At 49.1% G+C, this 24,161-nt stretch carries 21 protein-coding genes, 1 pseudogene and 1 riboswitch; of the genes and pseudogenes, 10 read left to right on the top strand and 12 right to left on the bottom strand.

Features of this window, described 5'->3' with window-relative positions; translation table 11 throughout:
• Window positions 1–209: 209 nt before the first annotated feature.
• Window positions 210–2,012 carry a bifunctional diguanylate cyclase/phosphodiesterase gene (locus C2M29_RS00770; protein ID WP_267894141.1) on the top strand — a complete coding sequence of 601 codons (1,803 nt, stop codon included), beginning with the start codon at window positions 210–212 and terminating at the stop codon, window positions 2,010–2,012.
• A gap of 285 nt (window positions 2,013–2,297) precedes the next feature.
• On the top strand, window positions 2,298–3,053 hold the full coding sequence (locus tag C2M29_RS00765; RefSeq protein ID WP_233998328.1) for a DUF2884 family protein: 756 nt from the start codon (window positions 2,298–2,300) through the stop codon (window positions 3,051–3,053).
• Between the two features lie 65 nt (window positions 3,054–3,118).
• On the opposite strand, the gene yacG is transcribed toward C2M29_RS00765, so the two are convergent.
• The 10 genes and pseudogenes from yacG to trmL form a co-directional block, all read right to left on the bottom strand.
• On the bottom strand, window positions 3,119–3,358 hold the full coding sequence (gene yacG, locus C2M29_RS00760) for a DNA gyrase inhibitor YacG (RefSeq protein WP_105187900.1): 240 nt from the start codon (window positions 3,356–3,358) through the stop codon (window positions 3,119–3,121).
• Window positions 3,359–3,422: 64 nt separating this feature from the next.
• The gene (gene pilB / locus C2M29_RS00755; RefSeq protein ID WP_105187899.1) at window positions 3,423–5,102 is read right to left on the bottom strand and encodes a type IV-A pilus assembly ATPase PilB; all 1,680 of its coding nucleotides are present in this window, start codon (window positions 5,100–5,102) and stop codon (window positions 3,423–3,425) included.
• Between the two features lie 75 nt (window positions 5,103–5,177).
• Window positions 5,178–5,813 (bottom strand): dephospho-CoA kinase, encoded by a 636-nt coding sequence (coaE, locus tag C2M29_RS00750; RefSeq protein WP_105187898.1) that lies wholly within the window; start codon window positions 5,811–5,813, stop codon window positions 5,178–5,180.
• A pseudogene (locus C2M29_RS00745) lies at window positions 5,806–6,695 on the bottom strand (prepilin peptidase). The gene coaE and the pseudogene C2M29_RS00745 overlap by 8 nt, the downstream one beginning before the upstream one ends.
• Window positions 6,696–7,919 carry a type II secretion system F family protein gene (locus C2M29_RS00740; RefSeq protein WP_105187897.1) on the bottom strand — a complete coding sequence of 408 codons (1,224 nt, stop codon included), beginning with the start codon at window positions 7,917–7,919 and terminating at the stop codon, window positions 6,696–6,698.
• Window positions 7,920–8,016: 97 nt separating this feature from the next.
• Window positions 8,017–9,708 carry a type IV-A pilus assembly ATPase PilB gene (pilB, locus tag C2M29_RS00735; protein ID WP_105187896.1) on the bottom strand — a complete coding sequence of 564 codons (1,692 nt, stop codon included), beginning with the start codon at window positions 9,706–9,708 and terminating at the stop codon, window positions 8,017–8,019.
• A gap of 9 nt (window positions 9,709–9,717) precedes the next feature.
• Entirely contained in the window at window positions 9,718–10,908 is a 1,191-nt protein-coding gene (locus tag C2M29_RS00730; RefSeq protein WP_105187895.1) for an O-antigen ligase family protein, read from the bottom strand.
• A 68-nt stretch (window positions 10,909–10,976) separates the two neighbouring features.
• Window positions 10,977–11,399, bottom strand: a complete 423-nt coding sequence (locus C2M29_RS00725; RefSeq protein WP_105187894.1) for a pilin — start codon at window positions 11,397–11,399, stop codon at window positions 10,977–10,979.
• 359 nt (window positions 11,400–11,758) lie between these two features.
• The gene (nadC, locus tag C2M29_RS00720; protein WP_105187893.1) at window positions 11,759–12,616 is read right to left on the bottom strand and encodes a carboxylating nicotinate-nucleotide diphosphorylase; all 858 of its coding nucleotides are present in this window, start codon (window positions 12,614–12,616) and stop codon (window positions 11,759–11,761) included.
• 22 nt (window positions 12,617–12,638) lie between these two features.
• On the bottom strand, window positions 12,639–13,103 hold the full coding sequence (gene trmL / locus C2M29_RS00715) for a tRNA (uridine(34)/cytosine(34)/5-carboxymethylaminomethyluridine(34)-2'-O)-methyltransferase TrmL (protein ID WP_105187892.1): 465 nt from the start codon (window positions 13,101–13,103) through the stop codon (window positions 12,639–12,641).
• Window positions 13,104–13,290: 187 nt separating this feature from the next.
• Between trmL and C2M29_RS00710 the strand changes: the two genes are divergently transcribed.
• Both C2M29_RS00710 and C2M29_RS00705 read left to right on the top strand, forming a co-directional pair.
• Window positions 13,291–14,154, top strand: coding sequence for a cation diffusion facilitator family transporter (locus C2M29_RS00710; RefSeq protein ID WP_105188095.1), 864 nt, complete (start codon window positions 13,291–13,293; stop codon window positions 14,152–14,154).
• A 189-nt stretch (window positions 14,155–14,343) separates the two neighbouring features.
• Window positions 14,344–14,790, top strand: a complete 447-nt coding sequence (locus C2M29_RS00705; protein ID WP_105187891.1) for an REP-associated tyrosine transposase — start codon at window positions 14,344–14,346, stop codon at window positions 14,788–14,790.
• Window positions 14,791–14,823: 33 nt separating this feature from the next.
• Here the strand turns inward: C2M29_RS00705 and C2M29_RS00700 are convergent, their stop codons facing one another.
• A complete protein-coding gene (locus C2M29_RS00700; RefSeq protein ID WP_105187890.1) occupies window positions 14,824–15,663 on the bottom strand; it encodes a 23S rRNA (adenine(2030)-N(6))-methyltransferase RlmJ in 840 nt (279 codons plus the stop codon).
• 265 nt (window positions 15,664–15,928) lie between these two features.
• Between C2M29_RS00700 and zapB the strand changes: the two genes are divergently transcribed.
• The 3 genes from zapB to C2M29_RS00685 are packed head-to-tail and all read left to right on the top strand — an operon-like array spanning window position 15,929 to window position 17,478.
• Window positions 15,929–16,150, top strand: coding sequence for a cell division protein ZapB (gene zapB / locus C2M29_RS00695; RefSeq protein WP_105187889.1), 222 nt, complete (start codon window positions 15,929–15,931; stop codon window positions 16,148–16,150).
• Window positions 16,150–16,440: a cell division protein ZapA gene (locus C2M29_RS00690; RefSeq protein ID WP_105187888.1), complete on the top strand. Its 291-nt coding sequence runs from the start codon at window positions 16,150–16,152 to the stop codon at window positions 16,438–16,440. Before zapB ends, C2M29_RS00690 begins: the two co-directional genes overlap by 1 nt.
• Before the next feature lie 36 nt (window positions 16,441–16,476).
• Window positions 16,477–17,478: an MBL fold metallo-hydrolase gene (locus C2M29_RS00685; RefSeq protein ID WP_105187887.1), complete on the top strand. Its 1,002-nt coding sequence runs from the start codon at window positions 16,477–16,479 to the stop codon at window positions 17,476–17,478.
• Window positions 17,479–17,537: 59 nt separating this feature from the next.
• Here the strand turns inward: C2M29_RS00685 and C2M29_RS00680 are convergent, their stop codons facing one another.
• Window positions 17,538–20,324, bottom strand: coding sequence for a S9 family peptidase (locus C2M29_RS00680; RefSeq protein ID WP_105187886.1), 2,787 nt, complete (start codon window positions 20,322–20,324; stop codon window positions 17,538–17,540).
• Between the two features lie 164 nt (window positions 20,325–20,488).
• On the opposite strand from C2M29_RS00680, the gene C2M29_RS00675 reads away from it, so the two are divergent.
• The 3 genes from C2M29_RS00675 to C2M29_RS00665 all read left to right on the top strand — a co-directional run bounded on the left by C2M29_RS00675 (window position 20,489) and on the right by C2M29_RS00665 (window position 24,156).
• On the top strand, window positions 20,489–20,932 hold the full coding sequence (locus tag C2M29_RS00675; protein ID WP_105187885.1) for a YaiI/YqxD family protein: 444 nt from the start codon (window positions 20,489–20,491) through the stop codon (window positions 20,930–20,932).
• 23 nt (window positions 20,933–20,955) lie between these two features.
• Window positions 20,956–21,073: riboswitch (TPP riboswitch) on the top strand.
• A gap of 129 nt (window positions 21,074–21,202) precedes the next feature.
• Window positions 21,203–23,152 (top strand): phosphomethylpyrimidine synthase ThiC, encoded by a 1,950-nt coding sequence (gene thiC / locus C2M29_RS00670; protein WP_199774840.1) that lies wholly within the window; start codon window positions 21,203–21,205, stop codon window positions 23,150–23,152.
• On the top strand, window positions 23,152–24,156 hold the full coding sequence (locus tag C2M29_RS00665; protein ID WP_105187883.1) for an FAD-dependent oxidoreductase: 1,005 nt from the start codon (window positions 23,152–23,154) through the stop codon (window positions 24,154–24,156). The genes thiC and C2M29_RS00665 overlap by 1 nt, the downstream gene beginning before the upstream one ends.
• Window positions 24,157–24,161: the final 5 nt, after the last annotated feature.

Here is a 24,161-nt window from a genome sequence, read left to right as displayed (position 1 = left end):
ATTCCAAAAAATGCCGCTTTTTAGCGGCATTTTTTTTGCCTGTAAACAGGGCTGCTCCGTTAAAGGAACGGCAGCTCACGACGTACTTTTAAAAATGGCGGAGTCTCACTCTGATTTGATGAAAGTGTGGAAAAATCAACCTTTTCATACAGTTGTCATATTTGACTGTTAGCCTATGCCACCGTTTGTGCTTTTGGTGTAGTAGGCCGGTGAATACGGACTTGATAGCAGAATTAACCTTGATATTACGGCAGCGGTCGATCACAACCGTATTTCAGCCTATTTTCGATGTGACGAAACAACGAATAATAGGTTATGAGGCCCTAAGTAGAGGTCCGCAAGACAGCCCCTTACACGCTCCTGCCGTGTTGTTTTCCTGTGCCCAACAGGCACAGAGACTCTCTGAGTTGGAATTGCTGTGCCGTGATAAGGCCATTGCTACCTTTGCCGAGCTGCAACTCGGCGGTAAGTTGTTTTTAAATGTTAGCCCCAATACCTTGCTTGACCCCGCACACCCCAAAGGACAAACGCTGCAGCTATTGCGAAAATACGGCCTGGGGCCCCAGCAGGTAGTCATAGAGCTCACCGAACAAGACAAGGTCGAAGACGCAGACCTCTTGCGCGTGGCGGTAGCGCATTATCGCGAACTTGGGTTTCATATCGCCATTGATGATTTGGGAGCCGGTTATTCGGGGCTAAAACAGTGGTCTGAAATTCAGCCCGATATTGTCAAAATAGATAGATACTTTATTGACCATTGTGATTTTAGTCCGGTCAAACGGGAGTTTTTAAAATCCATTATCGATTTGGCCAAGGCCACCAATACGCAAGTGATTGCAGAAGGCATTGAGCGCTATGAAGAATTCCAACTGGTGACTCGGTTGGGGATAGGAAATGTTCAGGGTTACTTTTTGGCCTGCCCAAGTGATCAACCGGAGCGTCACTACCGGCATCAACATATGCATGAGTCATGGCAGGCAGGTAAAGTTCGGTGCGATCAGTCTTTAACTATAGGTTGGCTGGCAACGGCAAAACGGGTGTTGTGTCAGCATACCAGCTGTCGTGAGGCGCTGCAGGTTTTTGTCGAGGACAACAGCGTTGTGGTGGTGATCGACGCCGATCGTCGCCCCGTGGGACTGCTTTATAAGGAACAGCTGTCAGAGGTCTTTGCGAACCCCTATGGACATGCACTTTACGATAAACGACCAATCAGCACCGTGATGGATTGTTTGCCTCTGGTTGTCGATGAAAATGATACGCTGGATAGCGTCAGTCAGCAGATCACCGATGGCGACCTTGATATTCGTCGACATATTGTAGTTACTCGTGCGGGGGAGTACCTTGGAGTGGTGCCGCTGCGGCTTATTCTTAAGCATATGACCGAGGAAAAGGTGCGCCATGCTCAGCATGCCAATCCGCTGACCATGTTACCCGGCAATATTGCCATTAATGAGGCCATTGAGCAGCGCTTGCACACTGGCAGTTCCTTTACTCTGGCTTATTTTGACCTAAACCATTTTAAGTCTTTTAACGACCTTTATGGCTATGCCAATGGTGATGGGGTGATCAAGCTGGTGGCCGAGTTAATACGTCGCCATACCCAAGCGGTTCCCTGTTTTGTCGGTCATATCGGTGGTGATGACTTTCTGGTTGTGTTCGATGATGCTCAGGCTCAGGCAATCTGTGCCGCAATTATCGCTGACTTTGACCGTCAGATCGTCAGTTATTTCAGCGCAGAGCATGCCAGTGCCAAGGGATATTGGAGCTGCGATAGGCAGGGGCGGCGTCAGTTTGTTCCCTTGCTTTCTTTAGCGGTGGGTGTAGTTTCCCCGGATGTAAAATACTGCCTCAATGCACACCAGGTCGCGACCTTAGCCGCCGACGCGAAAAAGGAAGCCAAGCGCCAGCTCGGCAGTCATGTGTTTTGTTGTCAACGCCGTAAGCCCGCAGCGCCTTTGTATCGGCTACACCAGGGGGAAGCCGGCGCTCAGCGTCATAGCCTGGGAGGTTAGGCGAGCAAGACCGAAGCAAGGTTTGGCAGCTTAGCTAGGTGGGCGCATAGAGGCGCGACGTAACCAAGCCTTATGGATGGGTTTGATCACCTGGATCAGTGATTATGTTCATCAGAAGGCGTTTAGATTGGACCTAACGTCAACCGCAAAGATAAACAGGCCCTAGTACATAAATTTAGCTATTTGCTTATTAGCCGCCGTTTGATAATCTGTGCCGCAGTTGAATTGAGGATTGTTATGAAGCTGCGCTTTTTGGGGTTTACAGTCGGGCTAATGGTCGCGTCCATGGATGTTAGTGCTCAGGTTGCGAGTGAGCAAGGCGTTACGCGTGGGCATTGTGATGTCGAACTGACCCATGGCCTGATCATCACTCAGGATACCATTCGCATTGTCGATAACAATCAGACTCGGGTACAGATAAATCAGGGTAATCAATTACTAGTTAGAGGTCAGTGGATTGAGCTCGATGCAGAAGAAACGGAAATTCTTGAGCAATACAATCAAATGATCCGCGACACAGTCCCTGAATTAGTGGAGCTGGCCACAGACGGCGTTAATATCAGCCTAAATGCAATTGAAAACGTAGTAAGCGGCCTTTCCGACAAAGAGCCCGAGGTACTCAAAGCGCAGCTACAGTACGTGGAGCAGGCGCTGCGTAATAAATTTAAACGGGGCGATGATTTCTTTTATATAGCACCCCAATCCTTGTCTAAGCTTGACGATTTTTTTGCCCAGGAAGTATCAAAAAAGATCCATACCGCTATTCAAGGCTCACTCGGAGCTATGCTGGTGGCGTTAGGCGATGCGCTGGAGTCGCGTGAGGGCAATATCGAGGAGCGTATCAGTGATGTTGGAGCGCGCATGGAAATTATTACCGCGGAAATCGATAAATCCCTGCAAAAGAAAGCAGAGCAGTTGGCATTGAAGTCGGAAGAATATTGTAACTGCTTGAATATGCTTAATAATACAGAGTCTAAGTTACAAAAAATGGTTCCCGAGTTAGCCGATTTCGACCTGGTAAAAATTAAGTCCGACAGCTAACACCGGGCTTTATCAGAGATGGCAGACCTAAAAACCGGTCTGCATCGCATCTAGAAACCCAGTTCTTACTCTTTAAAGAAACTCTCTCCACTTTTTGCCAACATGGCTTCTACTTCTTCAATAAAAGCATCGGCGTCGGCACCTTGTAGCTCGTTGCTCATGGGTGTGGAAATGGTGTTTGATTCAGACGACCATTCGCCTAAATCAATGAGTTGGCATCGTTTGCTACAAAACGGCCGGTAAGGGCTCTGGTCGCCCCAGGTGACTTCGTTCTGACAGGTAGGGCAGTTTACTTTCGCAGGCATCTACACTTGCTCCACATATTCTAGGATGCGGGCAAGTGTAGCTAAGCACAGCGACAATTGAAAGTTACATCAGGGTAACCCGGTTGATTTCGGTTAATGAAGTAATGCCAGCGGCGGCCTTGTGCAGTCCTGACTCCCTAAGCGTGGTGAAACCATCTTTTGTGGCAATGGCCTTTATCTCCATCGAGGTGGCACCATTCATGATTGCCTGGGAAATCTTCGGGCTGATCGGCAGCAACTCGTACAGACCAATCCTGCCTTTATACCCCTCGGTGCATTCATCGCATCCAACGGCTTTATACAGGGTCAGGTTTGCTATCTCTGACTCATGGTAGCCCTGGTTAAGTAATTCATCTACCGGCAACTGCTCAGGCGCTTTACAATGCTTGCACAGTCTTCTGGCCAAGCGCTGGGCGATAACTAGAGTCACAGAGCTCGCGACATTATAGGCGGGCACGCCCATGTTGAGCAGTCGGGTGATGGTTTCCGGTGCCGAGTTGGTATGCAGGGTGGATAAGACTAAGTGACCCGTTTGAGAGGCCTTAATGGCTATCTCAGCGGTTTCCAGGTCACGTACCTCACCGACCATCACTACGTCTGGGTCTTGGCGTAAGAATGCGCGTAGGGCGTTGGCAAAGGTTAGATCTGCCTTAGGGTTAATCTGTACCTGGTTAATTCCTTTGACGTTGATTTCCACTGGGTCTTCCGCGGTGGAAATATTACGCTCGGCGGTATTTAAAATGCTGAGGCCGGTATACAAGGACACGGTCTTACCCGAGCCGGTTGGGCCAGTTGCGAGTATCATGCCATAGGGCTGGGCAAGGGCCTGCAAATATAGTTGCTTTTGCTGCTCTTCAAAACCTAGAGTATCGATCCCTAGGGTGATATCCGAGGCATCGAGCACCCGCATGACGATTTTTTCACCCCAGAGTGTCGGCAGGGTACTCACACGGAAATCTATCTTACGATGCTGAGATAGGCTCAGCTTAATGCGTCCATCCTGAGGTTTACGCTTTTCGGAGATATCCAGCTTGGCCATAACCTTAATGCGCGCAGCGAGGCGGTTCGATAAATTAAACGGCGGATGGGCCATCTCATGCAAGACGCCGTCGATACGAAAGCGAATACGGTATTCACCATCATAGGGTTCAAAGTGCAGATCCGAGGCTTCGCGATGAATGGCATCGCGAAGGATTTTATTGATGTAGACAATAATAGGGGCGTCATCATCTCGGGTTTCATGCTCATCGGCTGAATGGTCGTCATCTTCATGGTGAATTTGGCCGAGATCTTTTGCGTCTTCCTCGGAAATTTTTAAGGCGTGGGTAGCATCAAAGAGGTTTTCAATGATCTTATCAATTTGCTGATAGTCACAGAGCACCACGTCACATTGCATACCGGTACTAAACTCGTAGTTTTCCAGCGCGCCGTAATCGGTAGGATCGGACACGGCCAGCATCAGCCTATTACCCTTTTGCGCTAGGGGAATAACATGATGGCGGCGGATCAAACGCTCTTTAAGCAGATTTTTATCTATGCTTTGCTCATCAAACTGGCTGAGATCGAAATAGGGAACACGAAAAAGTTCGACACACTGAGTTAAAAGTTCATTTTGACTCATGTTGCTGCAACGCACGATCAGCTCGGCGGCACTACGGCAGCGGTCCTGCTCAAGCCTAACCTTGTCATTATCAAGGCGGCCCAAGGTTATAAACTTTCGGATCAGAGGGGAGTTAATGTTCATAAATTACCGATATAACGCAAGCTAGATGTAATTATAATAAGCTTTAAACAAACTAAGCTATTACAGGTTATATCGTTATTGTTGCCTATCTGCAGGAGATTGCAACTTAACTCGATTTAAATAACTGTAATGATAGCGCTTCACCTTGTTTTTAAGCGCCGCTAATGTGCCGGAATTACTAATAATATCATCGGCTTTTTTCACTTTGTTGCTACGACTCATTTGTGCGGCGACTATGGCCCGTGCCGCTTCTGATGACAGCTTATCACGTTCGCAGGTGCGCGTTAATTGCAATTCTAATTGTACATCAATCAACAATGTGCGTTGACAGTACTTCTCCAGCCCATTTTCAAACAAAAGCGGTGCTTCTAAAATTACGTATGGGCTTTGCGCCCTAGCTAGTTGAGCTAGCATCTCGGTGCGGATCAACGGGTGGAGTAGGTTATTGAGCCACAGTTTTTCGTTACTATCATTAAAGATGATTTGCCGCAGCTTGGCTCTATCAAGGGCATCCTTGCTATCGAGTATGGAGCCGCCGTGACGTTTAACTATGGCGGTTAAGGCCGGACTGCCCGGCTCGACAACCTGACGGGCTACCTGGTCGGCATCGACAACCTCGATGCCGAGCTCGGCAAAAAATTTACTGGCGCTGGATTTGCCGCTGCCGATACCACCGGTCAGCCCCAGGATCCATGGGTGTGCGTTAGCCAAGAATCAAACTCATATAACTTGACTGCAATTGTTCGCCCCAAAGCATGGCTATCCAGCCGGCGATGGCAATATAGGGACCGAAGGGAATTGGGGTGGCCTTATCGCGTCCTTGAATTGTTAGCAGGATAATGCCGAGCACAGCACCGCAACGCTGGAAAGGAGGATAATCATAGGGAGAGCCTGCCAACCTAGCAAAGCGCCAAATACAGCCATCAATTTAAAGTCGCCATATCCCATGCCTTCCTTGCCGGTTACCAGTTTAAACAACCAGTAAACGCTCCAGAGGCTTAAGTAGCCAGCAGCAGCACCGATAATGGCCTCGCTAGGAGGAATGGTGATACCAAGTACACTCGCCAATAACGCTAACCAGAGCAGCGGTAAGGTCATTTGATCCGGCAGCAGCATATGGTCGATATCGATAAAGGTCAGCGCTACCAGACACCAGGTCACGGCAATATAGAGGAGTGCTAACTCGCTGGCGCCAAGTTGCCAGGCCACAATCGTACCTAATAAGGCAGTCAGTAGCTCTATGGCAGGGTAGCGCACCGAAATAGGAGTTTTACAATTGGCACATTTTCCGCCGAGCAGGAGCCAACTCAGCACTGGGATATTGTGCCAAGGTTTAATCTTACTCTTACACTTGGGGCAAGTGGAGCTTGGGGTGATCAGGTTAAAAGTGCCTTGATTCCCCTGAACATCACCCTGAGTTAACTCATCGGCTAATAAGAGCCGACATTCACCCTGCCACTGGGTTTGCATCATTTTTGGCAGTCGGTAGATGACTACATTTAAAAAACTGCCAATGGCTAAGGACACGAAAAAAGCCGTGGTATAAAAAAACCACGGCTGCGCTTGCATTAAGCTTTGTACTTCTGAAAACATTTATACTACTGCACCTAATTGGAATATTGGAAGGTACATGGCAATGATTAAGCCACCGATCAAGACGCCTAATACTGCCATGATGATGGGTTCCAACAGACTGGAAAGACCGTCAACTGCATCATCTACTTCTTGCTCATAAATGGTGGCCACCTTGGCAAGCATGTCGTCTAATGCACCCGATTCTTCACCTATGGCGACCATTTGAATCACCATATCCGGGAAGATGTTAGAGTTACGCATAGCCCAGTTCATTGGGTTACCCGAGCTAACTTCCGCTTTAATCTCTAGAATGGCATCACGATATACAGCATTACCTGAAGCGCCCGCTGCAGAGTCTAGGGCATCAACCAAGGGCACACCTGCGGCAAAGGTAGTTGATAAGGTACGGGCATATCGGGCGACCGCGGCCTTATTCAAGATCATGCCGATAACAGGAATTTTTAAGATATAAGCATCGACCTTATCGCTAAAGTCTTTATTGCGTCTTCGCGCTTGGGCGAAGAGATAGCCCGCGACCCCAATAATTAGAAGCGCGACCCACCAGTACTCCTGGAGAAACTCCGAGATGCCGATGACCATAAGGGTAAATGCCGGTAATTCTGCACCAAAGCCCTCAAAGATACTCTGAAATTGGGGAACAACAAAAATCAGCAAAATTGAAGTTACAATGATGGCGACAATAATAACGGCTATGGGATAAAACAGTGCCTTTTTAATCTTAGACTTCAGTGCTTCGGCTTTTTCTTTGTAAAGGGCAATACGATCGAAGATTCTATCCAGGGCGCCTGATTGCTCACCTGAGGCTACGAGGTCACAATAGAGATCATCAAAATATTTAGGGTGCTTGCGCAATGCAGAGCTCAGTGGGTGACCAGCCTTAACCTCTTCACCTATATTGTTAAGTAAATTTTTAACGCTGGGGTTTTCCGAGCCGTCGGCAATCATATCTATGGCTTGTACCAGCGAAACACCCGCCAATAGCATGGTGGCTAACTGTCGTGTTAAAACAGCTATATCCTTTGGCGTAATCCTTTTTTGACCACCGCCAAATAGCGATTTGGGCTTACGCTTGACCTTAGAAGGTGTGATACCTTGTTTTCTAAGTTGCGCTTTTACCAAGGCGATACTTGTGCTATTGAGTTCACCCTCTAGCTTTTTACCTCGGGAGCTGACTCCCACCCATTGGAAGGTGTCTTGTTGACTTTTTAGTTGTTTTGCCATTGTTCTATCCACAATCCTGTTGAACTAGACTAATAGTAACACGGTGGTTACGTTTCGCTTACTTTTAGTGTAGAGCATTAAGGTTAAAGTTCGTTATCTACGCATTGGTAACACGGTTTACTTCTACTAGGCTGGTCACCCCTTGGGCGACCTTCTTTAAGCCAGAGGCACGAAGGTTATTAACGCCCTCTTGCGTCGCTACCTGGGCAATTTCCAATGAGTTACCACCACGCATAATAATTTCCGCTATTTTCGAGGTAATAGGCATCACCTCATAGATACCTACACGGCCTTTGTAGCCTTCGGTACATTCATCACAGCCCTTAGCTTTAAAAATAGTAAGTTCAGCCAATTGCTCATAATTGAAGCCTTGTTTAAGTAATTCTTCCTGAGGTAATTGCTCCGGTTCTTTACAGTGGGGGCAGAGGCGTCGAGCTAGACGCTGAGCAATAATCAGGCTGACCGAACTGGCGATATTATAAGAAGGTACGCCCATATTCATTAAGCGAGTTAGGGTTTCCGGTGCAGAGTTGGTATGCAGGGTTGAAAGTACCAAGTGACCGGTTTGTGCCGCCTTAATGGCGATTTCTGCTGTTTCTAAATCCCGGATCTCACCCACCATCACAATGTCAGGGTCCTGACGCAGGAAGGCACGTAAGGCATTAGCGAAGGTCATATCTGCGCGCGCACTGATTTGAACCTGGTTGATGCCTTCTAAGTTAATTTCCACCGGGTCTTCGGCGGTGGAAATATTGCGTTCAGCGGTATTAAGAATGTTTAAGCCTGTATATAGGGAGACGGTTTTACCCGAGCCGGTAGGGCCGGTTACCAGTATCATGCCTTGAGGTTGTGCTAATGCATCGAGATAAAGCTTTTTCTGCTCAGGCTCGTAACCCAGTACATCAATACCCAGCATGGCGCTGGAGCTGTCGAGAATACGCATTACTATTTTTTCACCCCATAGGGTAGGTAGCGTACTGACCCGGAAGTCGATGCTTTTCTTTGCGTTTATTTTTAGCTTAATACGACCATCTTGGGGTTTACGTTTTTCCGCCAAGTCCATGTGGGACATAACCTTAATACGAGCGGCAATACGGCTTTCCAAGTTGACCGGTGGTGAGGCGATTTCATGAAGTACGCCATCGACGCGAAAGCGAATACGGTAGCGTTTTTCATAGGGCTCAAAGTGCAAATCGGAAGCACCGCGCTTAATGGCATCCATTAATATCTTATTGATATAGACAATAATGGGGGCGTCGTCTTCCTTGCTATTTACGTCTGTGGTCAGGCTTTTCTTATTATTGCTCTCATCGGATTCTACTCCTTCGAGATCCTTCATGTCACCTTCGGTCAGGCCTAAGCTGGAGCTGCTGTCAAAGAGTGAATCTATGGCTTTATCAAGTAGATCATATCGAGCCACAACGGCTTCGGTTTGCATCCCTGTATTAAACTCATAATCCTCAAACGCATTAAAATCTGTTGGATCGGCTGTTGCTATAAATAGCGTTTTACCTTTTACGGCGATGGGAAGTAGACGATGTTTTCTAACTAAACTTTCATTTACACAATCAACAGGGATAGTCGAAGGGTCAAAAAGCGACAGATCTAACATGGAAACATGGAACATTTGACTGGCTCTGGCTTGCAAAACTTCAGGCTTCATCTTTGCGACGCTGCAAATCGCTTCCGCGAGGCTCATTTGTTGCTCTGATTTTTGTCTGGCTAGTTCATTTAGGTCGAATGCTCCAAGTGCTGCTAAACGGCGAGCTAAGGGTGAACTAAAATTCATATCTGTTACTCATTTTATTGTTAGATCAAGCCATAGCCCTGGGCGAATTATTCCCATGGCGTGTTTTTGCATCATATCAAAACTGAGCCAGCAAGTTATAGCCAACACGAATGCAAATAAGGTTTTTATGACTCTAAATTCTATTTTGAGCTTGTTATCTTGTGGGGGAAGCGTTTGGCTCATTAGTAATCCCCATATTGCGGCTAAGTAGAGCTGAGACAAAGGATTTACGAAAACACCGCTGAATAAAGATAAAAGGCCCGATGATAAAAGAATTGATGAAAGTAGATTTATTTTGAGGCTTTTCTTTACCAGGTGACGATGCTTCCAAATTGGGTATAAATAAGCTCCGACAACACACATAGCAGCAATGAATCCATAACTGTAAGTCAACTGAAGTATCGAATTGTGAGGGTGGTTTAGTTTTAAGTTAGCGATACTAGAGTCAAATATCCCAGGAGTGATCCCAATAACAAGGTTTTCTAATTTTAGCTCCTGGATGGTGCTAAGCCATAGGTGTATTCTTCCTGATGAAGTGGTGCGTGTTAAATATTCTCCACTATCAGCAGAAGCTAGCAGATTTAATAAGGCGATCACTATTAATAAGCCTACTACTTTTAGACTGTTTTTTTTATCTATAAGCGAAAACAGAGCGATGGTTAAAAAAAACGCTAAGAGCGCACCTCTCGCTCCACTAAAAATTGCTACGATAAAGTTGAGGGCTATTAACAGATATAAGTATTTCCTATAGCTGCTCGAACAAAAAGTTAAAGAGGCTAGTAATATTGGCAAGGTCGCAACCTGCATATGATTGAGATAGCGAATATTGTTAAAGTGACTAAAAGGGTCGATGACAAAAGTACTGTTTAAGAGCAGGCTAGTTAGGCCAACTATGATAACGACAACCACAATTAATTGTGTATAAACTAACGTTGATACCCCGACCACTAAAGCTGGTAACTTGGAGTCGCTACTTTGTAGGGCGAATAGATAGAGGCCAAGAGTTAGGGCAATTGCAAATGCGCTATGAAGGACGTATTTCTCTGGTGAGATAAATAGCGTTAAAAGCCCTAGGAAGACGAAAACACTAAAAGCACGATTAAGTTGTTTATGGTTTGGTAAATTGAGAAGGGTTAAAGCTGTAATTAGGAAGAATACCTCAATTACCCTGTACGTATCATAAACGGTTAAACTACTCACCAATAGATTCCAGTATGCTTATTAAAAAGGCTGCATCTGCAGCCCTTAAATAGTTAGCTATTTTGAGATTAGGTAGCTGAACGACACTCTGCAGGTACGTATTTATATTGAGCAGCATCAGGAGTTGAACAGTTCCAATCAATACCGTCAGTAGTGTAAGTAGGTGTTAGTAGCATCACAACGTTACCGACAGAAGTAACAACAGTTGCTGTTACAACGCCATTAGTATCATCACAGGTAATGGTCGTGTCACCAACTTGCACGCCAACGCTTACACCGGCACATCTGGCTGCGACGTTAGAGGCAAAGTTTTCAGATATAGTGGCTTTAGCACCTGAAGCTTGCACTACACCTTCAGAAACTTGGGCGCGAATAGTGTAATCTTGATACGCTGGCAACGCGATAGCTGCAAGAATACCGATGATCGCAACTACGATCATTAATTCGATTAGGGTGAAACCCTGTTGTTTATTGTGAGTCATTTTTTCCATGTTCCTCTCCTAAAGGATTTTTTGGGCAAAGTTAAGGTAACCAGAGCTACTGCTTTCAATCTAGTTTAGCGCCGGTTGGTTTTCAATGTTAATGGCTTTAAATAATTTTAAAAGTCATTAACACAAAAAATACCGGCACCGGTAATGCTAGGTTAAATTGTAGCCTAATTTTAAGGAGCTACTAACTTAACCTGCATTTCTTAAAAGTGTACGCTGCCGATGTTACAGTTTCATTGATTTATAACAAAGTATTACTTTATTTTATAAACCTCATTCTTTGAAACTAGATGCTATCACGGAGATTTTGTTTTGGGTAGCCCTTTTTATAACATTGTGTAACATTTGTATCGGTGCAAAATTCAGCTGTTTCTATTTTGGAAACGCATTGATAAATCAATGGCTTTGACATGCTTAGTGAGGGCACCGCTGGATACAAAATCGACGCCTACGTTAGCATATTGTTGCAAAGTTTCGAAGGTGATATTACCGGATACTTCCAGCTTGGCGCGGCCTGATGTGCGCTCTACCGCGGTGCGCACATCTGCCAGGGAAAAGTTGTCGAGCATAATGATATCGCTGCCCGCGGCCAGCGCTTCATCTAATTCGCTGAGGTTTTCTACTTCCACTTCCACTGCTTTGTCTGGATGGTTTTTGCGCGCTTGAGCAATGGCCGCACTGATACCGCCACAGGCACTGATGTGGTTTTCTTTAATTAGAAAGGCATCGAATAAGCCGATACGGTGATTACGCCCTCCGCCGCATTTTACCGCATACTTTTGCAGCGCGCGCAGGCCTGGAATGGTTTTACGGGTATCAAGAATCTCTGTGTTGGAACCGGCCAGTACCTGGGCATAGCTGTGAGCCGCAGTTGCGGTGGCACTGAGCGTTTGTACAAAGTTTAAGGCGGTACGCTCGGCGGTAAGTATGGCTCTGGCATTACCTTGGGCGGTAAATAAAAGCTGGTCCGGGCTCATTTGTTCGCCGTCGGCGACGTAAAAGGTCAGCTCTACGCTTGGGTCAACCTGTTGAAATACTTCGATTACTAAGTCCTTGCCACAAAACACTCCGTTTTCACGGGTGATCACCTTGGCATTCGCCTGCTGCTCGGCCGGGATCAGTTGTGCGGTGATATCGCCCTCGGCGGCGCTTTGTCCGTCTAAATCTTCCGCAAGTGCTTGCGCCACCAGGCGGGTGATAAGTTCTGGAGTTGGGTTCATAAATTAATACCTATTGGAAGAGTTAAACAGCACCGGCGAAATCGAGTTGGCGCCAGGATTCAAACACAAACACCGCGACCGCATTGGATAGGTTCATACTTCGGCTATTGGCCTGCATGGGAATGCGTACGCGCTGCTGCTCTGGTAGAGCGGCAATAATGTCATCCGGTAAGCCTCGGGTTTCCGGGCCAAAAAGCAGGGCATCGCCGGCCTGATAGCTCACTTCATGGTGATATTTCTTACCCTTGGTGGTACAGGCAAAGATTCGTTTCGGTTGCTGTGAGTCGATATAGCTTTGTAAATCGCTATGGCGCTGCACCTGAGAGAATTCATGGTAATCCAATCCGGCTCTTTTAATGCGTTTATCGTCCCACTCAAAGCCCAGCGGCTCGATTAAATGTAAGCGATAGCCGGTATTGGCGCAAAGGCGAATAATGTTGCCGGTATTAGGTGGAATTTCTGGTTGAAATAAGATGATGTCTAGCATGGTGTTTATCGACAATCTAAGGTGCTAAGCCAAAATTGGCCTAAGTATATCAAACTTGGTTACAATAACGCACATCAAAGCGAGTGAATCAGAGTGAGTAAAAACATTGGCCAGTGCAGCACCGACACCAAAGGCAGGAAAAGGATATAATTTTTGGGTGCGCTTTGCCAGCGTCAGCACCCTGGTTATGGTGAGCGTGATGATTGCAGCCAAGGCGTGGGCCTGGTTGGCCTCAGGATCGGCGGCCATGTTGGGTTCATTGACCGATTCACTGTTGGATATCAGTGCCACCTTGATGAACTTTTTTGTGCTCAGTTATGCCCTCAAACCCGCCGACGATGATCACCGTTTTGGTCATGGCAAGGCCGAGGCCTTGGCCGGTCTCGGGCAATCGGCATTTATTGCCGGCAGCGGTTGTTTACTGGCGTTTCATGCCATAGAACGGATTTTTAATCCGGTACCCATTACTCATTCCCTGCTCGGGGTTTGGGTAAGCGTGTTTGCCATCTTTTGTACCTTGGTGGTGGTGTTTGTGCAATATCAGGCGTTGCAGCGCACCGAATCGGTGGCCCTAAAAGCCGATTCCTTGCATTACAAGGGGGACTTGTTTCTTAACCTGGCGGTATTGGCGGCTCTGTTGTTAGCCTATTATGGAATGTCAGGAGCCGATCCTTACTTCGCCATTCTGGTTGCTGCCTACTTGTTGTATAACGCCTGGCAGATCGCCACCGAAAGCGCTGGCCACCTAATGGATAAGGAACTTCCCGATGAAGAAAAGGAGCATATAGTGGCGGTGGCTTGCTCTCATGATGCGGTCCATGGTGTGCATGCTTTGCGCACCCGCCAAGGCGGTAAGGTGCGCTTTATCGAGTTTCATTTAGAGCTGGATGACCATATTCCATTAGTTCAGGCCCACCGCATAGCCGATGAAGTTGAGCTGATGGTAAAAGATGCCTTTAGCCTGCAAAAGCACCCCGAATTCGGCGGTGAGGTGGATGTGTTGATCCACCAAGATCCAGTTTCTGCGGTAGCCAAAAACCCTCAAGAATGACGCCCTTTTTTCCGGTTGGTGATGAGCGCTGACCGGCAAAAGCCCGAAACACCGGCTCAGTAATAATCACCTTTCTAAGATGTTATCAATTTAAGCTGGGGCGACCAATCTCGGCCTTTAACCCTTATTGGCTTCAACGGGCTTAGTTGTGTACTACATTTAATAATCTTATATGCAAAGGAGTTGGATATGAGTGTAAATGACCTGCACCAAGGAAAAGGCAGTCGCCGTAGTGGCGAGTACTTTATTACCATCAATTGTTATCAACGCATTCCATTCTTTCAGCGTTTTGAACTGGCAACGTTATTTTGTTGGCACTTACAACAGCATGAGTTGGGCTGTCGCTGTGAGTGGCTTACCTGGGTGTTAATGCCGGATCATTTCCATGGTTTATTACGGTTAGAAAAGGATAACCTGCATGAGGCGATTGGGCGGTTAAAGGGAGCCGTTGCCGCAGATATAAACCGACTTTTAATGCGCAAAGGAAAAGTGTGGCAACCTGGTTATTTTGAACGTCAGCTAACGGCTAAAGACGACCGTTTGCAAATAGCCCGTTACATCGCCGCTAACCCGCTGCGAAAACACCTAGCCCCCAGCCTTGGGGAATACCCCTTCTGGAATTCCCGCTACTTGTAGACTGAGGTTAAGGACTGCTGTTTGAACCTGTCGCTATTCCTCTACTAGTTGGATAGCGCGGTAAAAGCCGCTGCTGTCGCTCAACAGGCTAACCAGCTCTGGCAAAACCTGCTCCATGGTCTGCATCAGGGTGTAAGGCGGGTTGATCGCTATCATGCCCGAGGCGGTCATGCCATGGGTGTCGGTATCTGCACTGGTAGCCAACTCAAACAGCTGAATATTCTTAATGCCGCTTTGTGTTAAGCGTTGCTCGATACGTTCGATGCGCTCGCGCTCTACCACAGGGTACCAAAGCAGGTAGGTGCCGGTGCTAAAGCGTTTATGGGCCTTTATGAGGCTGTCGACGGCCTTGTCATAGTCGCTTTTGATTTCGTAAGGTGGATCCATCAGCACGCAGGCGCGACGAGAAACGGGCGGCACCAGCCCTTGCAGACCCTTAAAGCCATCTTCACCTTTAACCCGCAGTGAGCGCTTACCGGCCATATTTTTCTCAAGCAGGGCCAAGTCTTGTGGATGCAACTCAAAAAACCAGCCCTTATCTTGTTTGCGTAGGTAATGCTCGGCCACCTTGGGTGAGCCGGGGTAGTGCGCTAACGCCGCGCTTTGGTTCATGCTCTTAATTAAAGCCACATAGTCGTTTAGCGCTTCTACTTCACCCTGATAGTTCCAGAGCTTGGCAATACCGTCGGCGTACTCCTTGGTTTTCTGCATATCGGCATTATCGAGGGCAAAAAAGCCCGCTCCCGAATGGGTGTCGATATAATCAAAGGGTTTGTCTTTTTTCACCATGTGCATAAGGGTTTGAGCCAGCACCAGGTGCTTAATGACATCCGCCGGGTTGCCAGCGTGGAAGGAGTGACGATAACTGAGCATAAATAATCCAGACCAAAAAGTTGCGGCGCTATTTTACTCTTTATTGCCGGCGATAAACAGCCGACTGTCATTTACGCTGCCCTCAAGGCCGCTGTGTACAAAAAACATGCTAACAACTTAAACGAATGCTGAACTTAAGGCGCCTGAAAATGAACCCGCTGTTAACACTGGAAAAATTTACAGGAATTAGCGTGTAACCCCTAGCATCCCTGGGCATATTGCTTTACATTTGCACACTCTAATCAACAGTTTAAAGAGCGCATTTATGAATCAAGAAACCCTTTCCCAACTCGAACAACTGGTCGATAAACTAATTGCCCGCAATGCTGAGCTCAACCAAGAGGTAACGGCGTTGCGCGACAGTAATGCCAAGCTACAAGATGAAAATGAAACCTTGCAGCTGGAAGTACTTGAAAGCGAAGAAAAACAAAAAGAAACCAGCACCACATTAACGTCGCTACTAGAGAAACTGCAAGCGGCGAGCTAATGAGTGACAAAGGGCACAGCGTAAAGGTAAACCTGCTCGGTAAAGAGCATCAGTTTGCTTGTCCCGAGGGGCAAGAGCAGGCGCTGCTTGCTGCGGCCGAAAACTTAAATGCTAACGTAGAGCGAGTGCGTGCGCGCTCGTCAATAAGAAATGATGACAAGGCCCTGCTGCTAGTGGCGCTGACCTTGTCGCATGAACTGCTCGAGGCGAAGGCGCAGTTACATCAGCAGTCTGTGCAGCAGCACGCCCTATGCAATAAGCTTGAGGCTGCCTTGCAGCAAGAAGATTAAGGCGCCCTAAAGCGCCTTTTTTACGGAGACTCAATTATGCGTCAATACCGTCAATGCCTAAGTGCCCTTGTTTTATGTCTGAGTGCGACCGGCCTGCAAGCTCAGCAGAGCTGGCAAACGGTCAGCGAGCATGTGGACTTTATTGAGCAGCCCGCTAAGTTGCGCTTTTATGATTCCAACCAGGTGCTGATCCAAGGGGAGCAGTGTGCGCTGCTGGTCGATGCTCCGGGGGAGTTTACGCAAACGGAAGTATTTATTGCACACCTAAAAGAGCAACTGCGCGTCCCCTTGTGTTATATGCTGGCCTCCCATGCCCATGATGACCACTTGCTTGGTTTAGCCATGGTACAAAAGCATTTTCCCGATGCGCAGCTTATAGTGCACCAATCCCTTGGTGAGAATTTCCACCTGGCCCATGAGCAGTTAAACGAGCGTTTGGATGGCTTTGCCAAAAGTCTGGCCTTGAGCCAACAGCGCATGGAAAGCTTGTCAGAGCTGGAGCAACAACCCTGGCGGGAAAAGATAGCGCGGGCCCAGACGCGCTTTAAACAGTGGCAGGCGCTGCGCTTTTCATCCCCCGGCAAGGCGATAAGCCAACCAACCGAGCTGGACCTTGGTAAGTTGAAAGTCGAGCTACTGCCTTTTGCCGCGCACACCCAGGGTGATATTGCCGTATTGGTATGGGCCGATAAGTTGCTGGTTGGCGCTGATATGGTCGATACTCTGCCCTATCCGGGCGAGGCCAATTATCAGGCCTGGCTGATGGCCTTGGAGGAGTTATCACAATTACCCGTGACTCAGGTGCTGCCGGGTCATGGCAGTGTCCTTGTAACGTCCGATTTAACAAAGCCTAAGGTTTGGCTTGAGGCCATAGTGGCTCATGTTAAGGCCAACCCAAGTGCCGATGTGGCTACCTTGGTTGCGGAGTTTCCCAAGCACTATCAGCCTCAAGGTGATGAATTACAACAACGGGCCTATACCATGTTTTTAGAGGCCGGTATTAAACGCGCAAAACATACCCTCAATAAAAAAGGCTAGCCGTTATTTAATGTGCTTAAAAGACAAAAGGCAAACCTTAGGTTTGCCTTTTGTCGTTGTTACTCCTCACTAAAAGGAATCCCTTCTTGCATCCACTGTGGCGCCGCTGCACCTTTAAGGTGGTGGTCAAAGTACTGCATCATGCGAATCGAGAAGTCGACCTGATTCGGGAATTGCTTGAGGTGATGAGGCTCACCTTCGTATTCCAAGAAGATCACATCCTTACCTGCACGGCGCAGTGCCAGGTAGTACTGAATGCCTTCCTGCCAGGGCACGGCACCGTCTTTATTACCAAACATCACCATAATAGGGGTGTTCACCTTGTCGGCGAAAAACACCGGTGAGTTCTCAATGTAAAGCTCAGGGGCTTCATACAAGGGCTTGCCGATACGGCTTTGACCCGTTTCATACTGGAACTGGCGAGCCAGACCCGATTTCAAACGTATGCCGCTGTAGGCCGAGGTCATGTTGGAAACCGGAGCGCCGGACACCACGGCCTTAAACATATCCGTTTGCGTGACCATAAAGGCACTCTGATAGCCGGCCCAGGAGTGGCCCTGCAAGCCGATGGCATCCGGGTCGGCAACGCCCATATCAATAAGCTTTTGTGCCGCGTTGATCATGGTTTGAGTCGACGAGGGTCCCGGGTGACCCACTTCAAAGCGAATATCCGGCAAGAAGATGGCATAACCATTCGAGGTAAACATGGGGAAGTTGGGTCTGTGATTCAGCTCCATCTTCGGGAAGTCGAAGCGGCGCTGACTCATATAGCGGTAGAAGTAGATCACTACCGGTACTTTTTGGCCCTCGACATAGTCGGCCGGCTTAATCAGTACACCCTGAAGATCTTCACCATCATAACCCTTATAACTTACCAGTTCGGGTTTTTGGCCCCATTTAAACTGGTCGATTTGCGGGTTAAGGTCTGTGACTTGCCTGGCGTTAGTCAGGTTTTTATCCGCCTGCCAAAAATCCGGAAATTGCGAGTAGCTTTGTTGCGTAAATAAATACTTATCCGCATATTTGGCTTTTTTCACCAGATCATAACGGGCTTCGCCGTCGAGCAAGGTAACTAAAGACTTATCCGCCAGGTTGAGCTGGGCCACACCCGCTTGCTTGTCTTTTAAATCAAATACGCGCAGCAACAGGCTTTCATCTGGATTAAACCCGAGCTTGTCACTGTCGAGGTTAATCACGCGATATTGTTTGTTGTTGGCCTTGCCCTGGGTCAGTGCCTGGGCTTCCCCGCTGCGGGTATCAAACGCCCAAATATCATGCTTGGAGTTAATTAACACCTTGGTGCCGTCCCGGTACCAGCCGGCGACACCATAATCGCTGACGGGAGACGGGTAGTCGTGTTGGTCATCGGCAAAGATGGCATTAATGGCCTTGCTTAAGGGGCGAACCTTGTTGCTGCCCAGGTCTTTTAATTGCCAGACGCCCTTGTCAAAGAAGACCGCATGCTTGCCCGAGGGTGACAGGCTGGGGCGATGGGGGTGCTCGGCCACGATCAGTTGCTTGTTACCGGTTAACACATCGACCGCATAGTAGTCGCTGTAAAAGCCCTTGTAGGTGATTTGTGCGAGGTAATCCTGATTGTTGTATCCAAGCAGGTGATCGGCCTTTTTATTCAGGTTGAGCTCGGGAACCTGGGCATCCGCGAGCTGCACCACCTTATTGCCATCAAGGTGATACACCGCCTGATAATGACGGTGTTTGTTCTCTTCACCCCATTGTTGCTCTTCACGAGGTTTGATTTCATCGTCTTGATGGTGCCATAGGTTGAGCTTGGCCTGCGCCATGATGGTGTCGTAATCACGCAGTGACTCGGCGTCCTGGTATTTTAGCTCTTTGGGTTTGGCGGCAAGGGTAGGACGGGCGGTGAAATACAAGCGCTCGCCATCTTCAGACCAGCTCAACGTGCCTTTTTTACCCGCCTGCCATTGGCTATCCAGGTCCTGTAATTTGTTTTGCTCAACATGCCAAAGCATGGTGCGATAGTCGCGGCGACGCTGGTCATCATTCACATAGTTGCCGACGTTAAAGGCCACCAGATTTTGTATTGGATGCCAGTCGATGGTGCTTAAGGTCACACCCGGCTCATCGATAAGCACATGGCGTTGGCCGCTGTTTAAGTCGAGGTAACTGATCTCGTTTTCGCTGCCGTCTTTGCTTTGCGTGTTAAACAGCAAGCCAGCGCCTGTGTGGCTAAAGGCAAATTTCAACACCGCGTCATAGCTGCTGCTGGCACCCGAGCTCAAGTCCACCACAACCAGTTCTAGTACTTTGTCTTTTTTATCGGCCTTAATGGCTTCTTCGGTCTTGCCTGAGCTCTCGGCACCGTTTGCTGCCGCCTCAGTTTCTTCGCCTTTATCGTCTGCTTTGTTTTCTTCTTGCTCATGACGATAAGCGAGCCAGCGACCATCATCGGAGATTTGATAGTCTTTAACGGCGGCAAACTCTTGTTGCTCACCGCTTTGGGTATTGACCAGTACGAGTGTGTTTTTTAGTTTTTTCTTGGCTTTTTTATCGGCGGTTTCTTTCTCTAACAGGGAAGGAGCTTGTAAAAACGCCGCCCACTGGCTGTTTTTATTGATGCTGGCCTGGGTGCCGCGCTCAACGCTGGCAAGCAAGGTGTTGCTCTCAAGGTCATACACCAGACCCTGGGCGTCGCCGCGATAGGGGGTAGCGCTAAAGGCCAGGACTTTGCCTTGCTCACCCAACACTGTGGCTTTGGGGTATTTAAAGTCAAAGACATCGCTAAACTCGAGTGCCTCTTGGGCATAAACTTGGGTGCCAAGCGTCGCTAGCAGCGCAGCGCTAAGTACCGTCAGTGCAGGTTTCATAACATGTCATTCCTGTATCGTTTTTTGCCCATTGTAAGCGCTTAAATTTGCAGCGCGACTAAATTCGATAAGCCGTCCGTTATTGCCGTTGAATCGCACCTTGGCGGTTTTTCTTCGGTCTAACCCCGCGTATACTGGCGTTTTCACTTTCTAGATTAAAGACTATGAGTATTTGGGTTGATGCCGATGCCTGCCCCGTGGCCATTCGCGAGATAATCTGCCGCGCCGCTATGCGCACCAAAACCAAGACGGTATTTGTTGCTAATCAATATATTCGCCTACCGGCTTCGGAATATTTACGCATGCAGCAGGTGATGCCGGGCTTTGATGTGGCCGATAACGAAATTGTGAAGCAGGTGCAAAGCGGTGAGCTGGTGATCACCAGTGATATTCCCTTGGCTTCGGAAGTAATCGATAAGGGCGCACTGGCACTGAATACCCGCGGCGAGCTCTACACCAAGGAAAACATCAAGTCACGGCTGAATATGCGCGACTTTATGGATACCCTGCGCAGCAGCGGTATTCAAACCGGTGGTCAGGCGCCGTTGAGTGCCCAGGATAAACAACAATTTGCCAATCATCTCGATCGCTGGCTTGCGCAGCAGTGAGTTTCTGGGCTAGACTGCGCGGCGAACACTTGTCGGAGTGCCCTAACTTACCATTAGGTATCAAGGGGCTGAGATCGCAATTGCGGGATCCGTTAACCTGATCAGGCTCATACCTGCGTAGGGAACAAGCTTGCCTCGGCACGCTTGTGCTAACTTGGCACAAGTTCGGCCCAGCCTAAGCGGCGCGTACGCGCACGGACCAAAGGCACAGACCTGCAAGGTCTTTGCACCTCCAGACAAGACACACTCAACCAATTAATGAGAAGCGTCATGTCAGAATCGAACAAACCAAGTCGTCGTCAAAACCGCGAAGCGGCGTCGCACTATATTCATAACCTTACCGGTCAACCCTTTCCAAATTCGCAAAAAGTCTATGTTGAAGGCACCTTGCCCGGCGTGCGCGTGGGCATGCGCGAGATTGCCCTGAGCGACAGCTTTGTCGGTGGCACCGAAGACAACCCCGTCTATGAAAAAAATGCCCCTATCCGCGTCTACGACACCTCGGGCCCATACACGGATCCCGACTTTGAGCTTAATGTACGCAAGGGTCTGCCTAAGTTTCGTCAGGCCTGGATAGAAGGGCGTGACGACACCGAGTTGCTAGAGAGCAAAAGTTCACAGTTTGCCCAGCAACGTATGGCCGATGAAGGCCTGGATCATATTCGCTTTGAGCACTTGCCCCAGATCCGCCGTGCCAAAGCGGGTCAAAATGTGACGCAAATGCATTATGCGCGTCAGGGCATTATTACCCCGGAAATGGAATACATCGCCATTCGCGAAAACATGGGTCGTGCCGAGGTACGTGAGCAGTTACTTAAGGAACAGCACCCAGGCCAGTCTTTTGGTGCCAGCATTCCCGAGTTTATTACGCCTGAGTTTGTACGCGACGAGGTTGCCCGTGGCCGCGCGGTGATCCCTAACAATATAAACCACCCGGAATCCGAGCCGATGATCATTGGCCGTAACTTCCTGGTAAAGGTCAACGCCAATATCGGTAATTCCTCGGTGACCTCGTCCATCGAGGAAGAGGTAGAAAAAACCGTATGGTCGACGCGCTGGGGTGCTGACACAATAATGGATCTATCCACCGGTCGTTATATTCACGAAACCCGCGAGTGGGTGATTCGTAATTCACCGGTACCGGTAGGCACAGTGCCCATTTATCAGGCGCTGGAAAAGGTCAACGGGGTGGCCGAGGACCTGACCTGGGAAATCTTCCGCGATACCCTAATTGAGCAAGCGGAGCAGGGGGTGGATTACTTCACCATCCATGCCGGTGTGCTGCTGCGTTATGTGCCCATGACCGCCAAGCGGGTAACCGGCATCGTCTCGCGCGGTGGCTCTATTATGGCGAAATGGTGTCTGGCGCATCATAAGGAAAACTTCCTCTACACCCACTTCGAAGAGATCTGTGAAATCCTCAAGCAGTACGATATTTGCTTCTCCCTGGGCGATGGTCTGCGTCCAGGCTCGATCGCCGATGCCAATGACGAAGCTCAATTTAGCGAGTTGCGCACTCTGGGCGAGCTGACAAAAATTGCCTGGAAGCACGATGTGCAGGTGTTTATTGAGGGCCCGGGTCATGTACCCATGCATATGATCAAGGCCAATATGGACGAGCAGCTGGAACATTGTGGCGAGGCGCCATTCTATACTTTGGGGCCGCTGACCACGGATATCGCCCCAGGTTATGACCATTTCACCTCGGGTATCGGTGCGGCGCAAATCGCCTGGTACGGCTGTGCCATGCTTTGCTACGTGACGCCAAAAGAGCATCTGGGCCTGCCCAATAAGGAAGACGTAAAAGAAGGGTTGATCACTTACAAGATAGCCGCCCACGCGGCGGACTTGGCCAAGGGGCATCCTGGCGCCCAAGAACGCGATAACGCCCTGTCTAAGGCGCGCTTTGAGTTCCGCTGGTTGGATCAATTCAACCTGGGTCTCGACCCGGATCGTGCCCGTGAATACCACGACGAAACCCTGCCGCAGGAATCGGGCAAGGTGGCGCATTTTTGCTCCATGTGCGGACCTAAATTCTGCTCCATGAAGATCACCCAGGAAGTGCGTGACTATGCCAAAGACTTAGAAGCCAAGGGCATAGACCCGAATAATTTGGGCGAGGAAATCAGCATTCGCATGGTTGATGTGGAGTCTGAGATGAAGGCCAAGTCTGCGGAGTTTAAGGCCGCCGGCAGCGAGCTTTACCACAAGGCCTATTAATGGGTAGAAAAATAGCCATAGTGGGCTTTGGCTTGTGCGGTCGGGTGGCCGCACTCTTGCTGGCCAAGCATTATCAGCTCGAAGTCTTTGACAGTGGTGACGCCGAGGGCAGTGGCAGTGCGGGTCCGGTGGCCGCCGCCATGCTCGCGCCCTTGGCCGAGTCGGTGCTGTGCGAGCAGGATTTGGCCGAGCAGGGGCTGGAGTCTCTGGCGATATGGCCGCAATTGCTGGCGCTGCTCGACACTCAGGTGCATTTTCAGCGCCAAGGCACTGTGGTTGTCGCCCATGCCCAGGATCAGGGTGCGATGGCGCATTTTCAAAAGCAGCTGAAGCCCTTGGCCGGTTATGCGCCGGAGCAGTTAAGCGCGGCGCGCCTGCGCCAGTTGGAGCCGGAGCTGGCGGGGCGTTTTGGCGGCGGGCTTTACCTGCCCAGTGAGGGGCAGTTAGATAACCTCGGCTTTTTCCACCATAGCTATGCGCGTTTAAAAAATGCCGGAGTGCGTTTTCACTTTCATACCCAGGTGCAGCCGCTGGAGCTGGCCCAGCAGGACTATCTGGCGGTGCTTGATTGTCGCGGCATGGGCGCCAAGGGCGATCTGCCCTTGCGTGGTGTCCGAGGCGAGGTGGCTCGGGTAGTGGCTCCCGAGGTTTTCCTGCAGCGCCCGGTGCGCCTGATGCATCCGCGTTACCCCATTTATATTGCTCCGAAACCGGGCAATCGTTATGTCATAGGTGCCACGGAAATCGAATCTCAGGATCAGCGCCCAGTCACGGTGCGCAGTGGTTTGGAGCTATTGAGTGCCGCGTTTAGCGTACACAGTGGTTTTGCCGAGGCTCATATTGAGGCCTTGCAGGTGGGCTTGCGTCCAGCACTGATGGATAACCGCCCCAGCGTCAGTCGTCAGGGCAAGGTGATCAGTATCAACGGCTTGTACCGCCACGGTTATATGCTGGCTCCCGCCGTGGTGCGCTCGGCTTTGACCGAGTTTAATACCGCATTTTAAGGTAA

The organism is Pseudoalteromonas sp. T1lg48 (genome assembly GCF_002964785.1).
In the GTDB taxonomy this organism is placed as follows: domain Bacteria; phylum Pseudomonadota; class Gammaproteobacteria; order Enterobacterales; family Alteromonadaceae; genus Pseudoalteromonas.
The sequence above is the reverse complement of the archived record's forward strand: the minus strand, read 5'-3'. Positions and strand labels throughout refer to the sequence as shown.